We start from the raw sequence: 20,830 nt of genomic DNA on the forward strand, positions 1-20,830 counted from the left end.
CTCCTTTCTACGTTCCGAGTATGGACTTCAGTTCGCTATCCTGCAAAGGCCGAAACGGTTCCGCTCGACTTTCAATCGTCATACTCACCCCTGATTTCGAGGACTCATATACAGCAAGCATCGCCTCCAGAACGTGGTACATCAAGGCTCCGCTTGCCCGAGGCGACCTTCCGTCCTTCAAGGCCAAGGCCATTTCGGCAACGCCGAGCCCCCGCCCCTTCGAAATGTATCCGTCGTTTGATGACGGATTAATAGATCGTTTCTCTTGATTTGTCTCTACCGATACCTTCTCGCCGTACATGTTCGCATCACTCAACTTCATCCGGCCCGTCCTCCCGAAGACTTCAACGCTCGGAAAGTAGTTGTGCACATCTTCCGTAGCGATCACCGTGGCAACCACACCGCTTTCAAACGACAGGCTCGCTACCGCCGTACTTGCTCTATCCAGAGAAAAACGCTCACCGGACTGGCCATCGACCTTTTCAGGAAAGCGAACGTCTGCGATGCCCGATACACGTTTTACCGAGCCAAAGAGCATTATCATCGCGGTGATATAATACGGGCCAAGGTCGAGCAATGACCCGGAAAAAACCTTGTGGTAACGCATCGAGTCGAAAGTTCCGACCGTGATCAATGCGTGCGCAACTACCGGGAAACCAATAGCACCCTCTTGAACAAGCTTCGAGCATGAGTGGAACGAACCACCGAGAAAGGTATCTGCTGCCCCGCCGATTTGTACGTTATTACGTTCAGCCGTATCCAAAAGTTCGCGACCTTCTTCAAGGGTTAGGCAAAGCGGCTTTTCAGTGAACAAATGCTTGCCTGCCTGCAATACTTGCAAGCTTGTTTTAAAATGCGCCGGCGCCGGAGTTAGATTGACTACAAGATCGATTCCCGCATCGGACAGCATTTCCTCCGCAGTCACCACATTGTCCACTCGAAACTCCTCTGCCCGCTTGCGAGCCAAATCGAGATCGAGATCCGCGCATGCGGCGATTTCCACCAAGGCGGAAAGATCACCGGTCAGATTTTTGAGATAAGCCGGAGCGATCGCTCCGCAACCTAGTATTCCGACTCGTAGTCGTTGGGTCATAGGAAAAATGGGTGTCAATGTTGAGCAGGCAAAAGACCGAAAAGCTCGAATGCCCTCGATTTTGCATTTGGTAAATCCGTTGAAAGCTTTTGACGCCCCCCGAAACTCAACTCTCGATGGGCAGCACAACGCCCACCCCCAACTTACGTTTCATGAACACCGTCCTTTCCGTTGCCATGCTCATCACTGGATTCTCGAACGCCCTTCACTGGGAAAACATCGCCCACGACGGCAATCAACACTGGATCCTCACCCATCCGATTCACGAGCAAAGAGACTTCGACCTCGGCGCCCTGGACTTTCCGAATGCAAAGCAATTCTACCTTGCGAAGCGTAGTGGCGTGTTCTGGATGATACCGACCTGGAGCGACGACCTCGATTCCCACGGAGATACCAACCCCGGAGAGGACCTCGGTTTTATCATGGCCCAACAAACCGACGGAAGCTGCGTCCTCCTCCTACCACTACCGACGCCCAACCAAAGAGGCCGGCTCTACTTCGACAACGGACTTCGCGCAGGACTGCGTTCCGATCAAACAACCAGCGCGGAAGCAGCTCCCGCCTTCATTCTCTCCCATGGGAAAGACCCTGTGGAGCTGATCGCCTCCTCAATCAAAGTCGCACGCCAGCACCTCAACACTTTCAAACTCCGCGAAGAAAAAGAAGACCCCACCTTTATCGATTCGCTCGGATGGTGCACCTGGGACGCCTTCTATCGAGAGGTGACCGCGGAGAAGATCGAAACCGGCTTCGTCCAGTTTAAAAAAGACGGCCACACCCCTGGCTTCCTCATCATAGACGACGGCTGGCAAGACGTATCCGCAAACTGGGGATTGCGATCTTTCGCCACGAATACCGAGCGTTTTCCCGACGGACTGGGCGAACTGACTAAAACGCTAAGAGACCGTCATCAGCTGCGGTGGATCGGAGTCTGGCATACCTTGCAAGGATACTGGGGAGGAATCGACCCAGAAGGTCCCCTCGCCGATCGTTACGAGCTTGAGACGACCCGTGGAAAGATGGAGGTCTTTGCAGGGTGGCCCGACCAATACTCCATCGAAAAGCGGGTCCACGTAGCTCACGAGAGCGTCGACGCATTCTTCCACGACTACTACCAGAAACTCTCAGAGCAAGGCATCAACCTAGTAAAGGTCGACAACCAAGCCCAACTCGAGCTGTTCAGCCGCCGAGAAGACTTGCCCGAGAACGGCATTCGTGACTCCTACCAAAATGGCCTGCAATCCGCCGCCATAGAAAAGCTGAGCGGAAACCTCCTGCACTGCATGAGCCAAAGCAGCGAGGTCTACTTTCAACTCCTATCAGGCAACCTCGTACGCAACTCCGGTGACTTTTATCCAAAGAAAGACGAGGCCGCCCAGATCCACCATATCGTGCAAAACGTGTTCAACGCTGCCTTCACAAGCAACTTCTGTGTACCGGATTGGGACATGTTCCAAACCTACCACCGAAACGCCAAAATGCACGCCATCGGCCGCGTCATTTCAGGAGGTCCCGTCTACATCAGCGATAAGCCAGAACTGACAGACCACACCTTACTCGACAAACTCGTCGTCGGTGAAAACCGGATACTTCGCTTTTCCCAGGCCGGAAAACCGCTCGCCCGCCAGTTCTTCCAAGACCCACAGAGTAGCCCAGAGCTGCTTGCAGTTGTTAATCAACATCAAGGCGGATTTGGTGCGGTAGCCTTTTTCAATTGCGACACTGAAAACGAACAATCTGGACGTGTCTCCCTGCAAGAACTGACAAAGGATATTGATTCAGAGTATTCAATATATGACTACCAAAATCATTCCATCCGTCGCTTAAGCACGGGGGAAGAGCTGAGCTGTAACCTTTCACCCGCGAATGCCGGACTCTTTGCCTACGCGCCCGTACTTGGCGGAACTGCCTGTTTCGGAATTAACGGAAAACTCAACGGTATCGCGGCGGTCGATTCGGCGACTCAGACCAGCGATAACACCGTAGTCTATCAGCTGACTGGATCTGGAGAGATCCTCTTCAGTTCAACTAGGATGCCTAAATCAGTCACCGTGAATGGAGCCAAGGCCGAGGCCACAAGTGCTTTAGACAACAACGGCTTTACCGTATCCGTAGATTCATTCGGACCGATCGAAATCGTTATCGAAATGGGTGAGTGATACCCACAGAGAACCGTCCCTAGACCGCCCTCTGAGAGGCAGTAAGACAACCTCTCGCAGGGGCCGTTTCGGCACCCTGGCTTTGGCTAAGCAAAACCTTGGATCGATCCCAGGAAATCGTAATCCCTGCTGGAGCACTAACGACTGCTTCGATCAGGCCCTCTTCGTTTCGCTTCCAATCCACTTCGATGAGCTGCTTGGTACCAGGAATTGGATACGCACCCTTGGCCCAATCGAGCTCTGACTGGATATCGATTTTAACGTGGCTAAAGTCAGGGGCTGCCGGAAAGCTCACACCCAAGGCATTCTTCGAAAGAAAACACAACGGGTTGGCAGACCAAGCATGGCAATGACTCGCAGTCGTGCGAAAAAACTCAAAGGTCGTCACTGCTCCACTCGCCAGCATCCAGCCCCAACCTTCGCGCATGAGAGACTCAGCCAACTTCGTGAGACCGAGCTCATACAGGCCTTGAAAGATGAAGAAAGAATACGCGGGGCTAAAGTAAGCTCCTGCATCCGGAGAGTATCCATTCAGAAAAACATTCTTAAACTCAGTCTCAAGCCACCTTCGAATCGAGCGTTTCTGCAAAGGGGTCGCAACCTCTGCAAGAACTGCGAGGATACTCGCATGGAAGGATTGGGTGCGACCTTCAATATTGTCGTTAAAACAACCTTTCTGCTCGTTCCAGAGCAGCTTCCTGGCGTTTTCAGCGATCATAGCACGCCGCGTTTCAAATGCTTCAGCCTGTACGGATTCTCCAAGTAAGCGGGCTATTTTAGCCGCGCTACCGAGCATCTGTAGATAAGGGAAAGTCAAATTCGCATTCGGTCCCGTCTTATCCATCAACGCATCCGAGACACCGTTGTCCCCGTGCAGACCTCCGTAATGTGCCTTGATTCCCTTCAACTTAGGCCAGTCAGCATCCAGCAATCCGTCCTCACGCTCGTCAGAAAGATTGTTGAACCAGTCGATGCTACCAAGCATGGCAGGCCAGTCCGTTCGTAATCTATCGACATCTCCTGTATTCAGATAGTACTGCCAATAGCCCTCGATCGCTTCTATGGCAAAGTCGGAAATCGTGTAGTCGCCCTTGTTGGGATAGACCGCTCTAAACTTCCCGGTTTCATCAGGGGACTGACCGAACAATTCCATACATCGCCCCATTAACATCGTGTCTCCGTAGGCGGCTAAGGTATTGTGGTATTGAATGATTGTATCGCGGAGGTACATACCGCGCTCTCGACCCGAACAGTCGACGAACACATCCTCCATGTTCGCATGCTGAGTGCGCTCGCACATCACCCACACTTCGTTTAACAGCGAATCCGAACACTCGAAACGCCCCAACTTGTCGACTGGGTAACGGCAGGACAGGAAAACCAACGAGTCTAACCTGACATCCGCAGCTGCTCCCCTGACCGTGATCCTCATGTAACGAGTCCCTCTCGGCTGACTCGTCATGTATTCAACCTTGTCCTCGGCTGCGAGGATACGATCGCCCGCTTGGTAAACAATAGTATGCTCAAGGTGGCTGCTATCCGCGCTCAAGTGCTCGCCATAAGCGAGGTCGACTGTCGCTCCCGCAACACCAGACAGAGCGACTCGTGGCAAGACAAGTTGCATGCAATCAAACTCTAGGAACAGAGAGAACCCCACAGGGTAGTCTGATATTTTGAATACATGAGATTCGAGTTCGTCGGCACCTACTTCTTCAAAAGGCGGAGCATACAAGTCCCACATGGAGCGCCGGGCAGGATTTGAATCCATCTCCTCTGCATAAACTTCTATCCAGCCGCCATCTACATCGAAGCTATCATCCCAGGGAATTGGGACCTTGCCCTCAAAAGGTTCATCCCTGAAAGTGGATCCCAGAATCGGGGTACGCAACCAAGCCAAATCATCGTCGTATTTCCTATTTGGAGACAGCTTCAGATCTGCGGAGCGAGGTAGAGCCATCATGAAGCTATGACAGTCATCGATAAAGGTTTCGACGGCGAAGAATGAGTTCCAACCTTCTTTTAGACTCAAGCAAACGTTCTTTCGCAGTCCATCAACTCCGATCCCGATATCGCAAAGTTCTCCGTTCAAATAGTAGCTCCCCCAAAAAAGCCCTGCTACCACATTTTGATTCTTGGACGAGTGTATCCACGTCGCCACTCCAAGAGCCATATTATCTCTTCCCTCGAAGATGTGCTCTTCCCCGTGAAAATGGGGGCCGGCCACCGAAAACCCGTGCACGATTTCTTGATCAGACAAAGGATTCACAGGACGCGAAACTCGGAAAGGAACCTCTCCGAGATCCATAAACGGAATAGTGCGCTGTTTCAACGGACCCCATCCATCCTGCTTTTGCAGCTCCATTACTGGGCTCCAATCGCTGTCGTCAAAGTTTGGAGTTTCCCAGCCCGACAAGGCTTGGCTCTGATCAAAAATATCGATCGCATCGAGGGCAAAGCTCATCTTCAAAGCTTCAGCGTAAAACGCATCACACTTACGAACCTTCCACGACGAGTCCTGAGACGTGGAAAAGTCTACCGCTTCTCCGTTTCCATCGCTAAGCTGACCCCATGCGATAAAACCACCTCGTACGGAGTTATCTTTGAAGGTTTTGCACCCGAAAGACTTGACCAAAACGGCAACGACGTTTCGTCCCTTTTTGAGTTTCGATGCGATATCCACCTCGTCGAAGAGAGGGTGGCGTATATCGAAGCGGGCCGGTCCGAACTGAACAAACTCGCCATTGACGAAAAGCTGGTAGGCGGTGTCCGCAAAGAGACAGAGCCCAAAATGGGATGGTACCTCGGAAAGTTCAAAGCACCTCCGAAAATGGGCGAAACGATTTCTCCCCTCTCCGTGGGAGTTGTACCAAACAAATTTCGATGGAGGGGGTTTAATCATGCAAAAATGGGTAGTAAAACGAGGGTTTTCGCGTGCTCGTTCGCACGTCCGCCGTCGAAACAGCTTCTCTAAAAAAAGACGATGCCCACTCGATTCAACCGAACGAAAACTTAAAAAATTAATTCGTTTACTTCCGAAATCGCTTGGTAAAAAAGCGAATCCCTTCATCCTCACTTACATACCCTGAGCCCTCGAAAAATTGGAGGCTCCTTATCGATTTAAGTCCATGGAAAGACCCTCTCAGAAGCTGATCGCCAAAACTCTCGGGATTTCGACCGCAGCCGTGTCACTCGCCCTCAGAGACACGGGAACTATCTCCAAAGAGCTTTCCGAAAAAGTGAAGGAAACAGCCCGCGCCTTGGGCTATCGCCCTAATCCGATGCTCTCATCGCTCGCTTCCAAGCGTTTCCGAGAATCGGATACGCCGCTGAGCATCCCTCTCGTACTCCTCGACTTCGTGGAAAAAGATTCATCGTATCGAAGGGAACTGAAAACGAGAGCCGAAGAGCTCGGCTACACCCTAAGTCCGATCGAGGCAAAGAGCCTCGAGAAGTACGCCAACCCATCGCTCACACTCTATAATAGGGGTGTTCAAGGCATAATCCTGTTGGGCCCCATACCGCAAGGCTCCTTCCGCGAGGATTTTAACTGGGACGACTTCTCCGTTGTTCAATGCGGACGCTTCCTCGAGCCACTACCATTCGATACGGTTAGGCCCAACATTTTCCAGGCGATGAAGCTCATCTTCACAAAAGTCTTGGAGCGTGGATACCGGCGTATCGGTTTCGCCCTCGGGCGACATGATCCGCTGTTAGAGGATGATGAATCACGTATCTCCGCAGCTCTCGGCTTACGAGAAGTTTACTGCGAAGCCAAAGACCACATTCCACCCTATTTCGGATCCTTCACCGACACCAATGCACTCGTCAAATGGGCAAAGGACAACAAACCCGACTGCATCATCGGCTTTCACATCGGCCAATGCGCAACCCTTGTGGAAGCAGGTATAAAGGTACCCGAAGATACCGCCTTCGCCTGCTTGCACCTTAACGGAGCCCCTTACTTAGGAGACGCCCGAAACCTTAGAATTGCTGGCATGGAGCAGCAGCTCCAAGAAATAGCTTACCAAAGCGTAAACTTGATGGACCAGAGCATTCGCCACCACGTCCGCGGAAAACCAGCTCTTCCCCGCCAAGTACTCGTTCCCTCTTATTGGGTCGACGGCGACTCGCTGCCAGATCGGTCCTAGTATCCATTTTCTAACGACCCTCTCAATGGGGGTCTAAAGCGACTCATTCGACCTCAACCCTGCGACGCACGAAGGCAGTATCGACGTCGTGGCTTAGCTGAACGACCAGGTTGCGTGTTTCGACTGAGCCATCCGCCTCTAAGTCTACTCGATCATCAGAGGACTCTTCAGTCACCGCGACACGCGTCCAAACTTTAAGGTTTTCAGAGTATTCAAAACTGTCGTCCACACCGACCATGACCGCATTGCGGCGGAAAGATATGGTCAAAGCTCGTTCGCCATCTATCTCCTTCAATAAAGCGTCGCTCCAACTTGTTCGGTCATGTCGCAACGGATCCCCCGCACTCGCAAACTCCATCAGATTCGGAGCTCCATCGCCATCCGGATCCGCCGACACCAAAGCATCAGCAGATTCCGTCTCCCAAGGAAACCGAGACTTCCAAAGCTCATAGCTCAACCCACTCGCGCCTTCTAGAACAACATACAGCGTGCCCTCCGGAAAATCGAATGATACGACACCCTCTTCAACTTGCAGAGACACTTCCGCGATCGGCATCCCATTCGCATCCAAAGCGTGAGCAGATTGTATCCCAAGATTCTTAATCCGAACCTTCAGACCCGCCGTCTCCAATCTCCAAGGAGCTTCGCCGTAGCTTAAGATTTTTCGTGCCTGTACTAGTTCGCCGGATACCTCTACCGTCGCCTCTTCATCCTCCCAGCCTGTGGGACGAGCTCGCGTGCCAACCTGTACAAGTAATTTTCCCGAGGCAACAATCGGATAACCATCCAGACTCACTACGGTAGCGGAAACGGATGGTCCCGTACTCTCAAAAGTAACCGAACTCAATTCTTGGACTGTAGGCCGGTACGAGATCATCGATTGCACCTGAGGTGCATCGAGTCTGAACAAATTCTCGTCCGTATCCAAAATGATCTGACCAGTTTCGCTCGTCACTCTTTCACCGGCTTCAGTTCGCTCAATGTAAGAGTCCAAATCTTCCATAACCACATTTTCGCTCTCACTCCCTCCAAAAGCTATCGTCACAGGGCCGACCAAGAATGCGAGCGGGTCGACGCCACCCGCCATTGTTGAATCGGGAGCTTGATCGCCACTATCGCGATTTGGGTCGAAACTGGCGCTCTCTGCGATGATAGGCGACTTCCTTTGCCAAAGCGCACCAAGTGAACGCTGCTCCTGCACTACCGGCTTCCCTCGTCGAATATAGCCTTTGCGAAACGCTAGAGCCGCCGCGGGCCACTGCCCTGCCATGTCTGGGGTTTGGCACAACCATTTACCCTGAGATGCATTGTAGCCATTCGCGGAGCGGGGCGGAGTAAAGCCCTCCGTTTGGGCCACAAACCAAAAGTAAGCGTCAAATCCTGTGAGTGAGGAATAGGCGGACAACAGCATGGAACTCTCGAAACCCGTATCTGTCGGCATAACCCAAGTGCTCTCCGTCACCATCATGGGCTTGCCCTCCACTTGCTTAACACTGATGGGAAACGACCTCGCTGCGTCCTTTAGCATAGAGGGGTTCGTATAAAAATCTCCGTTTTCGATCGCCCAGCCGTTGTTGTCGCCCTTGTGCAAGCCGCCAAAGTAACGGTTCACAGCGATCACATCGCCACTGGTCTGGCTATAACGCTCGCTATCTTCCATCAAAATAACATCAGCTGTCTTCCAATTCCCTGGGTTGACCAAGACAGGACAATTCAAGTCCTCCTTTACGAAGCGTGCGATCTCCGCGTTGAAATCATACATCGTCTCAACCCAGAACTGCATTTGGTCGTCCAGGCGCGCAGTCGTACCGTGAGCCGCTTTTCCATCTCCAGTGAGATCCCAAATATTGACTATCCCTAGAACGCCATTTCCGATGTCGTCATTTCCTGAATACGCCGTTCCCCACGCATCAAAAGCCGCATCAATGGACTGATATTTGTCCAAAGCCCAAGCGTGAAACAGTTCGCCCAGTCTCCTTTTAGGCCCGGCTCTCAGGTTATTTATAGTCCAAAAGAGCAAGCTGTCCTCGTTCTGAATTTGAAACATGGCAAGGGCGGGTTCCTCAGCCAAGGTTTTGCCATCCAAATGTTCGCTGGGGGTAGTGAATAGCTTACGAAGCCATTCCTTGTACGCCTCTTGAATCTTTGTATCGAAAAAGAGGAGACCGTGATGCCCACCCTCCCAATCAGTACCCCATCGGCTATCATCACTCTCCATCGTGTTCGCCCAATAGGGAGAGACAATGGTGTAGACGCCGGCCTGCTTCATGGAACCAACCGAGCGAAAAATCCAATCCAGCTCGCTTTCGTTCGCGTCGTTTAGCTCTTGGCTGTCAGCGTGAGGATTGATGTGGCTGTGCAAGCGGATTAGGTTGACTCCGCGCTTGGCTAGCCAACGGGCATGACGATCTAAATCGGGAGCATTCTCCCATCCGGGTCGTGGGCGAGGCTGATAGGGGATGTTTCGCGCGACGGCAGTATTGACCGCCCAAAAGCGAAGCGGCTCGCCATCTCCTCTAACAAAATCCCCCTTTTCGTCAGTGCCCACCCAACCATTTTGTCCCGCTAAATCCTCGTTGAGATAGCGCAGGTCGAAAAGTGCAGATGGATCGAAATCGTCCGGCTCCGGATCGAAGGCCCATGTGTCTTGAGAAAAAGCTGAGCTTACAAGTTGAGAAGCCACAAGACCTGCAGCCAACAGTTTCCATCTAGTAATTTTTGTATTCAATTTTTATCTACGTTCGTATTTTAGTCTGCATCTCGAACCAAGGCACGCAGGAAACGCCGTCCTTCCGGCAACACTCCTGTTTTGGCTGAGATAGAAATTCGTACTAGCTGATCTCCTATCTTTTCACGCTCCAGAATGCACTCATCTAGGCCTAGCACAGTCCAGTCCACGAGGTCTTGGGAAACACACAGCCGCAGCTCAGGCTCCAGCAACGCGTCGCTCATTAGAAAGGAAAGCCCCTCCACCTTGCCATCGGTTGTCCTGAGCACCTTCACATCGTTCGCGCCTGAGGAGGTCGCCAAAGGATCTGCTCCAAAATAGAGGGCCGCAGCCGACTCGATCGGATCATCCAACAGGTCAGCTGTATCCACAGGACCATTCGGTTCTCCCACCCTGGCATTAGCCCAAAGTTCTGCGGCTTCACTCCAATCAACAGTGGCCGCCGTCCCGTCGAAATATCCTTTTGCTTTTGCGTAAGCGGACTTCCCAATATTCGAGCCCATCACTCGTCCACGCAAGTCATCCGGCCAGACGTGAATGCCTCCGTAAAGTCGCGAGATACCCGCTTCATCAGCAGCATCGAAGTAAGTCGCCCACGTTAAAGTGACGTCTTCAGTCGGACCGCGCTCAAACTCCAAAAACTCGTTCGCTCCAGCAGTAAACGAACTGATCCCTCCCGGGAAGTAAGCGGACCCCGTTATCGCCGTAATCACTTCCGCCGCTGCTCGACTGAAAGTGCTATGCCCAGAAGTGTAGGCCCCAAAAGGAGGCGTCACAAAAGTATCTCTCTGATAAGGCATCCACTCCACTGCAAGTATCCAACCGACTCCACCATAGTCCAAATTAGAATTATCGGGAATACCTTTCCAGCTGCGTATTGCGATTTCTCCTACATAATCTGCGAGATGTGAATGCCGCTGACCAGGAGCTGAGGTCTCATCAGTTATGACTTCCACCAAGTTCTCCTTTAGAGGCAATCCTTCCGGCGAATAAGAGGGACCATCGGGGTCCGAACTTTGCCCTCGGCCACCCATGTACCGAATCATGGTGATAGGCCTCACATAATTGTATTTCCGCTTTGCATCCCAACAAGCGATCGCGGCATCAGACACGGCTGCATCCAAGGCAAAGTACAATTTCACATCCCATTCCAGCTCATCCACGATCTCGCCTTCCCCTTCGAAGCGCCGCTCGAAAAGCGGGTGGTCCGTTACGTGATTCGCGACCGAATTCCAATGCCCGGGGGGCGTTTCTGAATCCGGGCCATCCGCCCAAAACTCCGCCAAGATGCGACCGTAGTCCGCCCGAAGCACCAGGTTCGGTTCGTATGCCTCGCCAGTTTCGGGATTGATTGCGTAACCTATTCCATCGTTGGTTCCGAGCGTGTTGTTGTGTCGCGCTCCTGGCGAAACATCGATTTCCACGGCATCAGACGGATCCAGCCAGCTGCTAAACTCTATCAACTCGAGAGCTGCATCTTTGTAATCCTGATCTCCTTCGCCTCCCAAGTACGGCGGTGGCCCCGGGTCGCTATAAACATCTTGGTGCGTTGGGCGCTCGAGAGCAAAAGGCCGCACTTCTCCCCAATTTGCCCCAAGAAATTCCTGTGTTGATTTTCCCACTACAATTCCATTTTGCAGGATGAGGTAGTCGAAGGACAGCGGCTGCCACTGGTTGGGATCTTTAACCTCAGTTCCTGGCAAAGTGAAAATGAGCGGGTCATTCACCGGCTCGTATCCAGTTTGGTCGACGTAGCTGTAAAGCTCATTACCTCCATCCGTCCAAGTGTAGGCAAGCAAACGCGCCGCAATTCGATTTCCCACCGCTGCCGGCGAATCCCCAACTACACTTTTGTCATCAGGATCATACCCGAGTAATGCCATGCGGTCCCGTAAAGCTGGCAAAGTGACTTCCGCGCTCGGAGAGAGGCGGAAGCGGCTGCGCAAAAGGCGATACGCAGCGTAGCTGATCGCTTCGGACCGTGCCTGCAGGATATCGGCTGGTACGGGAGGAGATTCCACTGACAGGTATGGTACAGAAATTCCCTCGAAATCGTAAGCAACCCAAGCATCCCACATCACGCAGGCCAAACCAAAAAGGTTGCGCGAATGAACAGTGGGAGCCGGGTAATCGAGCCGAATCGCATTCAGCAGCTCCTCCATCCATTGACGCGCGACTGACTTGTCCAAGTGCAGCGAATACACACCCACTCGAGCATGCTCGCTGTAAGCCACGCCTGCTGCGTTCGTCGCTGTGGCGTAATATTTTCCAGCATCTCCATGCTGGACGTCTTCTAGCAAAAGAGTTTCCCCGACTGCTCCGAGCAATGGCTGGCCATTGCGGTACCAGCGGACCAAAGGCAATGGATCACCTTCCACTTCCACTTCGAGGAGCAAGTCGTCGCCCGGACGAAGGCTTTGCTTTTCCGGTTCGCGGGTAAAACGAGGCGGAGTAAAGTCGGAGCTACCTCCCTGGCTCTCGACGACATTGAAAATACGTCTGGTCGGTATGTCGTAGTATTCTTCCTCAACTCCACTTGGCCAACGTATCCGAATTTCTGCGACGGAATCTAGACCCGATCCGAGACCGAAGTGCAGCAGTGGCTGCTTTTGAGCTAAATAAGTATTGCCGGGGTTGAATTCCTGGGTCTGAAACGGACCGTTGGCAGTCGAGCGAACGCTGACCAAAGTTCCAAATGCGGCACGGTTAGAGTCAGTGCCTTGCAAGGCGACATCAAGCCAAGCGTTTTCTGCCGTACGATCATTACGCAGTAGTACAGGAGACGAGTTCTGGTGCATGACCAAGATGTCTAAGTCGCCGTCGTTGTCGTAGTCGAAAGTGACCAGTCCGGCCCCGTCAGCCACATGATTCACCATTTCCGAATCGGACACCTTGGAGAATCGGTTGCCGCCTTCGTTTCGCCAGAGGATCATGGGAGCCAAAACCTCCTCGCCTTGTCCGTCCAAATCGTTCCCATTGGTCATCACCACATCTAGGTCGCCGTCGTTGTCGTAATCGAAAAGATCACACCCCCAGCCCCAGCCACCCGTGGCAATGCCCGATTCCTCAGACACGCTTTTGAAAACGCGATTACCCTGATTTAGGTAAAGCTGATTGCCTCGGTATCCTGGGGCATCGGTGAAACGGATGGAAGTCACAAACCAATCGAGCAGACCGTCGCCGTTCAGATCGGCGATTGCCGTACCCATTCCGTTCTCCTCTTTGCTTACGTCCGCAACGCTCGTACCATCCGAGAAAGTGCCGTCGGCGTTGTTCCAAAAGAGCCGGCTGCGTTCGAAGTCCGCCACGATGGGCAGGTCCGGCCAGCCATCGCCATCTAGGTCGCTGATCTGAGGAGAATAGACCGTGAGCCGCGGTGGTGGTAAGGAAACGCCGGAGGCGATCGTAACGTTGTCGAAATAGCCGGGTTGGGCCGCTCCACGATTGAGGAAGACGGCAAAGTGTTCGCCTACAGTTTGCTCGGTCACACCAGCGCCCCACTCCCCGACCACTAGGTCCAGAAACCCGTCGCGATTGAGGTCGCCCGCGGCGACTCCGACGCCCATGTGTACGGTAGCGGAAGGCATCGCCACTCCTCTAGAACTAGCTGCCTCAATAAATCTCCCGTTTCCTTCATTGATGTAGAAGCGATGTTCCTTCTCATCTGCTGTCGCGACAAAGAGATCCTGATCCCCGTCGTTGTCGAAATCCGCCCATAGCGGGGCATTGCCTCCATCGGCGGTATAAAGGCCGAGTGGATTGTCAATGCGCTCAAAGGCCCCACCAGTATTGCGCATGAGCACATCCGGCAGGCGGAAGCGCACTACGTAGACATCGAGCCAGCCATCGCCATCGAAGTCGATAACCGCAGGGGCACCGCCTCGCACGACGAAGGCCAAATCTTCGGTAAGTTCGTCTGCAGCAAGCTGCTCCAAAGAGGCGAACGGCGTGTTCGCAGTGACATCGGTGAAGGCGGCATCCGCGAGTGGCCACGGCAAAGTCACGACGGCGGCGACTCCAAAGAGCCCCCAAAGTGATCGCAAGTAGTGGACCGGACGGGTCATGAGCACGACATGAAAGGAGATAGCTGTATTTACCGCGGAACTGAGCTTGGGAATACTGCAACTCAGTGGTCCAGAACCGATGCAAGCTCGCTGAAATGTATTAGAAACGCCAAAACGACGCTCAGGCATATCGTTGCCTAAGCGCCGTCGAGAATTTCGAGATCAATTGGCTAGGCTGAAGTCAAATCCCAGCGGATCAGGATCCGAGGAACGAACTAGAATTCGAAGGTGTTCGAAATCTTCCAGCTCATCCCTTGGCGGATGCGCCATCGGTTCGGATTGCCAAATGGATCGGTGGAGAGGGCCACCAATTCGTCATCGCCACCGACGTTGTAGAGATTCAATTGGATCCTCCAATCGATCTTTTCGTTCAGCTTCTTGCGATAGCTGCCCCACAAGTCGAAGGTCTCGTAACCGTCATCCATCACTGGGGAGGTGATATCAGGAACCTCAGCGTTATCTTCGGACGGTAGGTAATCTATCGCCGCACTATCTTCCCACTTGAGAGCTCCTCCAATACCAAACCCCTTAAGGCGACCATCGCGGAAATTGTAGTTGGTGATCAAGTTGGCACGCCATTCACGCACTTCCGGCTGCAGCTGGCCGTTGAGGGCCAAAAGCTTCAAATAGTCTCCTCGGAAAGTCGGGTAGCGATTGATTCGGACACCCGGGCTGGCAGACCAGAAGATCGGCATTTCACCAGCGGGAGTGTTCATGATCTTGTCGTCAACGAACGCGGAGAGAGCAAGAAATGACTCACCAGGAACCTTGTCGCGAGTCGCTTTGGTCTGGGATGCGTTGAGAGCGATTCGCCAATTCTTATTCGGGTTCGCTGTGAATTCGAACTCCTTGCCTTCGGAAACAGCATCTTCCGTGAAACGGTGCCCGCTAGGACGGGTGACCCGTATGCCAACCTGTGGGTCTCTCCAATCTCCATTGGAAACCCACGCATCCTCGAAGAGAGGAAACTCGGTTGATAAATCCTCCACAAACTGTTCCCAGGCAGGAATGATCGTGTTCCTAAGGTAGTCGGGATCCGGATGGACGTCAGTATTCCAAGCCCCTGAATTGAAGCGAGCCAATGATTCCGTCGGAGCGTAGAGGGACTGCTGCAGTGCCCACATGGCACCGATGTCACCGGTCGTATTCTGATTGCTGACGACTGTTTTGTACTCGGTCGCTCGCAATGAGTACTTACCATCCTTTGTCTCGAGGAGAACGCTGTATTCCTCGGTGTTTCCTGCTGGTGGCGGCAACGGACGCTCAAAAGCATCCAACCGCCCAGCAGCAGGCTGGAAGTTCTCTCCTTCGTTGTAGTACATGCTGAACTTGAAGGGAAGATAGTCGGGATCGCCCAGCAGGCGGTTTAGGTGCACGGAGACGCTCCAGTTGGTGGTGTCCGTATCCAAATCGTAGGTCGATGCATCCGGATTGTTCAGATTGAAAACAGATGGACTCACATCATCACGGTTCGGCTGCTGATCGGGGACGTCAGCGGCTGGCGCATCCAGCAAGGTGCTGGTCGATTTGTCCGTACGGTAACCGTAGAGGCCAATCACTGAATCGTTGAAGAACTTGCCCTGCCAGACGAAGACCTCGGACTTCACTCCGAAATCCGACATTCTCGCATTGCTGGTAAGGTAGTCGCGGTCTGGGCCCGGTCCGATCATGTTGCCGTCGCTGTCCACCAAAGAAATCAAATTTACAGTCTTGTCGGTCCAACCCACGTAATTGGCCGGATTTTGCCTTTGCTGCGGGAGAGTGCCATCGTCATTGCGATTACGTGGCTCATTCCACTCGCTGAGGGGGTCGACTCCCGTGGCCGCCCACGTGCTATCGAACATCCGCACCGTGATTGGTCCACTGCTCGGAAGAACATACTCGTCTACACCGCTGAGGTTAATGCCGGCAGCCGAGCTTCGGCCGCGCAGGTCGTCGCTGAGGTAGTAACGGAAGCTAGGGTCACCCAAGGAGCCATAGCGATCGTGATCTGCGGCCGAGATCTGGGCCAAGTTCAGGCTTCTGCTCTCCCGGTAGTTCGACTCGTCCGCATACAGTCCAGTGAAAGTGTGACTCCCAAGAATGCGGGCGAAAATATTGTCGTTCTTGTCCTCAAAGTCGTAGTTTGCGAAGACTTGGCCGCGGAACGCGTTGCGATTGGAATCGTTCACGTTGTTTCCAGTGGAGTGTAGTACTTCCTGGACGTATGCGCGTCCGATGTTTGGATTTACCGTCTCCGGATCGTTCGGATCGACAGGGCTGCCCCACTCCAACTGCTCGTTTATGTCGATCCCAATACGGCTTTCCCAACCGAAAATCCCATATTGTCCACGCGAGAGCTTTTGATCGAAAAAGGAGAGGTTGTAGCCGAGCTTGCCGTCTAGGAAAGTGTGGGAAACAGATGCTTCCACCACATCCCAATCGGTCATCTCGCGCTTGTTCGGTCCATCGAGCAACTTGTTGTAGAAATCGAAGATGGTTGGATCAGAGATCGCTTGATTTTCCCAGAAGCCTCCTGACGCGCCGTATTGGCCCGTGTAGTTAGCCCAATTCGAGGTGGAATCGATTCCCTTTCGGCGGGAGTTGTCTCCCCAAATTTCGGCGGTCACCCCAGTGGGGAGGGGACCGTGGCCCACGATGTTGCCAGCGGAGTCATAGGCTCCATACTTGTTGCCGATGGTCCCAGTGTTGACGGCCGGACCCGCCAACGAGTTGAACTGGAACTGCGGGCCGTTCATAAACTGGCCGACTGCCGCACCCGAGAAGGTATTGCCATCGCTCAGACCGTCGAAAAACGGGTCTTCGGTGAAATGGTTAACAGTGCGTTTACCAATGCCGCCTGGATAGCCAGGATAAGTTTCCGCGGTATAGACTGTATTATTATCTTCGGACGTACGCGAAGCAGGAGTCCAGAACGGAGTAATTAAGTCAGCTGGCGTCAAAATACGTGGCCGATTCGAAGTGATCGAGCCATTCTCGAAGCTAAGGTTAACATCGAACGAAGTGCCGTCGCCATTGAAAGCCTTCGGAGCGTACTTCGTCGCGATGAACATACGGTTATCCTCTTCGTAAGCTGGCTTCTGCTGGAACTTCCTATCCTCACGAAGGGCAGCTACGTAGAAGGCGAGTTCGTTCTCGATCAACACCTTGTTGTAGTCTACCGAGGCTCGGATACTTCCAAAGTCGTCGAGAGAAAGACCAACTGAACCTTCGTTTCCAGAAATACTTGCTGAGGTGGTGGTCGCATTCACAACTCCAGATGGACTGCCTAACCCGAAGAGAATTGAGTTAGGACCACGCAGCAAATCTACACGCTTCACAGTATAGCCGTCCCATGGCACGTCGGTCGAAAAGTAATTGCGGGTGTTGTCTGCGCTGTTGAGGCCGCGAACACGGGTATTTCCATTCGGATTACCAAATAGATCTTGTTCACGAGCCACGCTGCCACCCGACACACCGCCCGAGTAATTGCCACGGGCTCCTCCAACCTCGGTGTTCGTTGCGTAAGCGAGTACCGTCTCGTTATCCGTTCCGCCGACGTCTTGAAGGAACTCTTCGGTTAAAACCGAGATGGACGACCCGATATCCGAAAGGTCGGTACGGAAACGTGTACCAGCCAGCGTGCTTGTGGCACGATAGCCTTGATCTGAATCACCTTCGACAGTGAACGGAGAGAGCTCGTAAAGCTCCTCCTCCTCGTCAGACTCCTGGGCAGACGAAGAACCGCTTACCAAGATAGAGGCGGCAAGCAAGGCGGCGGAAAAAGGGCCAACTTTGCTGGGATAGTTTTTGTGAGTTAGCATGATAGTTCGATTTAAGTAACAAGCTGACCTTAGACCCAAAGTTCACATGAATACAGAGCGAGAAAGCCATTGAGCAGCTTTCCACTTCGCTCACTAAATATGACAATGAACCATCAGCATCGAGATGCTGAGATCTTTGGGGTACGGACAACTTAATTAGGGTTGGGTAGTGTAAAACAGAGACAGAAAACAAGCACTTCTGGCACCTCTGGATTAAGTCTATGACCAGCAAGAGAAAGCCCCTGCCGATGGGTCGAGTTTGTACGCTTTCTGACCAAAGCGCGAAAGCGAGTCCTGCATAAATCCGTTTACTAAAATATAGTAAATTTAACGAGCAGCATTTCCTCGGCCTCCGTCTCTCAGATCCCTAAAAAACGAGGGGAATATTCGCCGACTTCCTTCACCGCTCAGGATCATGCGAAAACGCCAAGAACACGCGCCCCACCCGCAGGCATCATCCGGCAACGCTTACAACGAAGTATCCTATAATCGAATACACAAGCACCGATTGCGGCGGGTCAACGTCAGTTGCCCCTGCCCCAGCTTGGCAAGACGTCGAGTCGCAAATCGAAGACGTAAGGGCCTAGCAACCAAACCAAGACGATTACGATAGGCACTAGGCTTACGTTCAGCAAAAAGCCGGACTTCGCCATTTGCGGCAAAGTCAGGGAGCCGCTACCGAAGACGATAGCGTTTGGCGGCGTACCGACGGGCATCATATAGGAGCAATTCGCGGCCAGGGCTGTTGGAACCAGAAACAAGAGCGGGTTCTGCCCGAGACTGATCGCCACCGCTCCCACGATCGGCAGAAAGGTGGCCGCCGTTGCCGTATTGCTCGTGAGCTCTGTAAGCATCAAAATCCCGAAGCAAATGACTGCCATGGTCAACAGTAGCGGCCACTCGTCGAGCGACTGGCATAGCGTACCCAAATATTCTGACAAGCCATGAGACTGTATCATGCTCGCCAAACTAAGCCCGCCTCCGAAAAGCAAAAGCACGTCCCAAGGCAATGCCTTGGTCGCCGCCCAATCCATAACGAACTCGCCTTTCCGAACGTCGATCGGCAACAGAAACAACGCGATCGCTCCCATGATCGCAATCGTCGTGTCCGACAGCATCGGCACCAAGTCGGAAAGCACGGGGCGAGAAATCCACGAAAGCGCCGTTGAAACGAACACTAACGCCACCCAACGCTCCCCTTTCGAAAAAGGCCCCATGCGCGAACGCTCCGCCAACAGCAACTCTTCCATCCCCTCGACCGGCTTGTCAGGCAGGCGAAAGACAACCCGGGTCAGCACGAGGTAAACGATCGGCAGTGCGACCAAGGCCATCGGCACGCCCACCATCATCCATTGGCCAAACCCTATCTCGTATCCATAAACTCGATTCAAGTAACCAGCTAACAACGCATTCGGAGGGGTCCCAATCAAAGTCGCCATACCGCCCGTAGTCGCGCCGTAAGCGACCGCTAGCATTAAGGCCGGACCAAAGTCCCTTCCCGGCCCCTTCCCAACCGGCCCGTCCTTGGCCAAAGCAACCACGGAGCTCGCGATCGGCAGCATCATGAGCGCTGTGGCCGTATTGCTCACCCACATACTCACCAACGCCCCAGCAAGAAGAAATCCCGCCACGATCCGGTTCGGCCGCGTTCCCAAAGCACCCACCAGTCCGATCGCAACCCGCCGATGCAGCCCCCACTTCTGCATCGCCAGATGCAATTACGAATCCACCAAGAAAAAGGAAAACCAAAGGGTTCGCGTAAGGAGCCGCCACCTCCTTGATCGGGCCGAGGCGGAGCATGGGAAACAGAGCCAGCGGCACCAAAGCCGTGACCGGGATCGGCACCGACTCGCAGATCCACCAGATGGCCATCAAGGCAGCCGCTCCCGCGGTCCGCCAACCCTCGACCGAAAGCCCACTGGGTGGCTCGACGAGCAAGGTCAACAAAAGGGCACCCGGCCCCAACAGCCAACCCGACCACTGCCTGGCGCCATAGCTTCCAGGCTTTTCCAGGGCATCCTGCAAGCCCGACAATCTCGCGCTCATACGCCTGAGTAGGAACCTAAAGCGTCGTGCGCCACCGCTTCCGATCTATACGCCATCTCACTGAGCCTCGAACTTGCTCTCGGCAGGAACGATCTTCAAGCTCACTGCCGCAGCCCACAAGTGGTAGCCGACGTTGTTTAGATGCAGGCCGTCATCCAAAAAGATGCCTGCGCGCGGCTTACCCGAATCGTCCAAAAGAAATTCGGCCACATCAATGAACGTAAGCTTCGGATCCTTTTTGCAGGCAGTTTCAATCAAGTGGTTTGTCACCGCAATCTCACCCCGTAGATTCCAACGCACGAGGCTCGGCTTGACCCCGATGACATAGATACGAATTTCCGGATCCAGCTCCTCGACCCGCTTGCGAAATTCCATGAAGTCCCCAAATACGGCCTCTGGCGACATGCCGCTTCCCACGTCATTGTCGCCCTCGTACACGAGGATCGCCCGCGGTTTGTAGACTGCCACCAACTCATCGAAAAAATGAAGCACGTCGCTAAACTTGCTCCCGCCAAATCCCCGAGCGACCACCGTCAGCGGAGCCAAATCCCGCTCGATGCGATTCCCCCACATGCGCATGGAAGAGCTCCCCACGCACAAAACCGCTCCTTCAGGAATATTGTTCTCAACACGATCCGCTTCGAACGCGTCGATATCCTTCTGGAAGCGACGCTCTTCCTCCTGAGCAATAACCGATCCTATTCCTACGACCAAGGTGAAGATTGAACAAAGCAACATTCGAGAAAGGCGACTCGGCATGGCACGAGAGTCGGATAGGATTGGGCGATC

General features: G+C 53.4%; 9 protein-coding genes and 1 pseudogene. 2 read left to right on the top strand and 8 right to left on the bottom strand.

The genetic code is table 11. The features are described 5' to 3' along the window. Positions 1–7: 7 nt before the first annotated feature. Entirely contained in the window at positions 8–1,093 is a 1,086-nt protein-coding gene (locus IEN85_RS03340) for a Gfo/Idh/MocA family protein (RefSeq protein WP_191615649.1), read from the bottom strand. A 152-nt stretch (positions 1,094–1,245) separates the two neighbouring features. On the opposite strand from IEN85_RS03340, the gene IEN85_RS03345 reads away from it, so the two are divergent. Then, a complete protein-coding gene (locus IEN85_RS03345) occupies positions 1,246–3,252 on the top strand; it encodes a Sip1-related alpha-galactosidase (RefSeq protein ID WP_191615650.1) in 2,007 nt (668 codons plus the stop codon). A gap of 19 nt (positions 3,253–3,271) precedes the next feature. On the opposite strand, the gene IEN85_RS03350 is transcribed toward IEN85_RS03345, so the two are convergent. After that, on the bottom strand, positions 3,272–6,319 hold the full coding sequence (locus tag IEN85_RS03350) for an alpha-L-rhamnosidase-related protein (protein ID WP_191615651.1): 3,048 nt from the start codon (positions 6,317–6,319) through the stop codon (positions 3,272–3,274). A gap of 58 nt (positions 6,320–6,377) precedes the next feature. Between IEN85_RS03350 and IEN85_RS03355 the strand changes: the two genes are divergently transcribed. Continuing rightward, positions 6,378–7,400 (top strand): LacI family DNA-binding transcriptional regulator, encoded by a 1,023-nt coding sequence (locus IEN85_RS03355; protein WP_191615652.1) that lies wholly within the window; start codon positions 6,378–6,380, stop codon positions 7,398–7,400. Between the two features lie 43 nt (positions 7,401–7,443). Here IEN85_RS03355 and IEN85_RS03360 read toward each other — a convergent pair whose 3' ends face one another. The 6 genes and pseudogenes from IEN85_RS03360 to IEN85_RS03380 all read right to left on the bottom strand — a co-directional run bounded on the left by IEN85_RS03360 (position 7,444) and on the right by IEN85_RS03380 (position 20,779). Next, positions 7,444–10,128 carry an alpha-amylase family protein gene (locus IEN85_RS03360; protein ID WP_191615653.1) on the bottom strand — a complete coding sequence of 895 codons (2,685 nt, stop codon included), beginning with the start codon at positions 10,126–10,128 and terminating at the stop codon, positions 7,444–7,446. 20 nt (positions 10,129–10,148) lie between these two features. Continuing rightward, positions 10,149–14,192: an FG-GAP-like repeat-containing protein gene (locus tag IEN85_RS03365; protein ID WP_191615654.1), complete on the bottom strand. Its 4,044-nt coding sequence runs from the start codon at positions 14,190–14,192 to the stop codon at positions 10,149–10,151. 215 nt (positions 14,193–14,407) lie between these two features. Beyond that, positions 14,408–17,995, bottom strand: coding sequence for a TonB-dependent receptor plug domain-containing protein (locus IEN85_RS03370; protein WP_191615655.1), 3,588 nt, complete (start codon positions 17,993–17,995; stop codon positions 14,408–14,410). A gap of 524 nt (positions 17,996–18,519) precedes the next feature. Then, a complete protein-coding gene (locus tag IEN85_RS03375) occupies positions 18,520–19,701 on the bottom strand; it encodes an SLC13 family permease (protein WP_263597509.1) in 1,182 nt (393 codons plus the stop codon). Positions 19,702–19,759: 58 nt separating this feature from the next. After that, positions 19,760–20,041 (bottom strand): annotated as a pseudogene (locus tag IEN85_RS24860) (anion permease); the annotation flags it as partial. A 57-nt stretch (positions 20,042–20,098) separates the two neighbouring features. Further along, positions 20,099–20,779: a GDSL-type esterase/lipase family protein gene (locus IEN85_RS03380; RefSeq protein ID WP_191615656.1), complete on the bottom strand. Its 681-nt coding sequence runs from the start codon at positions 20,777–20,779 to the stop codon at positions 20,099–20,101. Positions 20,780–20,830 lie beyond the last annotated feature (51 nt).

This window comes from Pelagicoccus enzymogenes, assembly GCF_014803405.1.
Taxonomy (GTDB): Bacteria; Verrucomicrobiota; Verrucomicrobiia; order Opitutales; family Opitutaceae; genus Pelagicoccus; species Pelagicoccus enzymogenes.

Bases quoted from the DNA above. Each gene is read 5' to 3' on its own strand.
- IEN85_RS03340 (WP_191615649.1), bottom strand. From the start codon at position 1,093: ATGACCCAACGACTACGAGTCGGAATACTAGGTTGCGGAGCGATCGCT.
- IEN85_RS03345 (WP_191615650.1), top strand. From the start codon at position 1,246: ATGAACACCGTCCTTTCCGTTGCCATGCTCATCACTGGATTCTCGAAC.
- IEN85_RS03350 (WP_191615651.1), bottom strand. From the start codon at position 6,319: ATGAAGGGATTCGCTTTTTTACCAAGCGATTTCGGAAGTAAACGAATT.
- IEN85_RS03355 (WP_191615652.1), top strand. From the start codon at position 6,378: ATGGAAAGACCCTCTCAGAAGCTGATCGCCAAAACTCTCGGGATTTCG.
- IEN85_RS03365 (WP_191615654.1), bottom strand. From the start codon at position 14,192: ATGACCCGTCCGGTCCACTACTTGCGATCACTTTGGGGGCTCTTTGGA.
- IEN85_RS03370 (WP_191615655.1), bottom strand. From the start codon at position 17,995: ATGCTAACTCACAAAAACTATCCCAGCAAAGTTGGCCCTTTTTCCGCC.
- IEN85_RS03375 (WP_263597509.1), bottom strand. From the start codon at position 19,701: ATGCAGAAGTGGGGGCTGCATCGGCGGGTTGCGATCGGACTGGTGGGT.
- IEN85_RS03380 (WP_191615656.1), bottom strand. From the start codon at position 20,779: ATGTTGCTTTGTTCAATCTTCACCTTGGTCGTAGGAATAGGATCGGTT.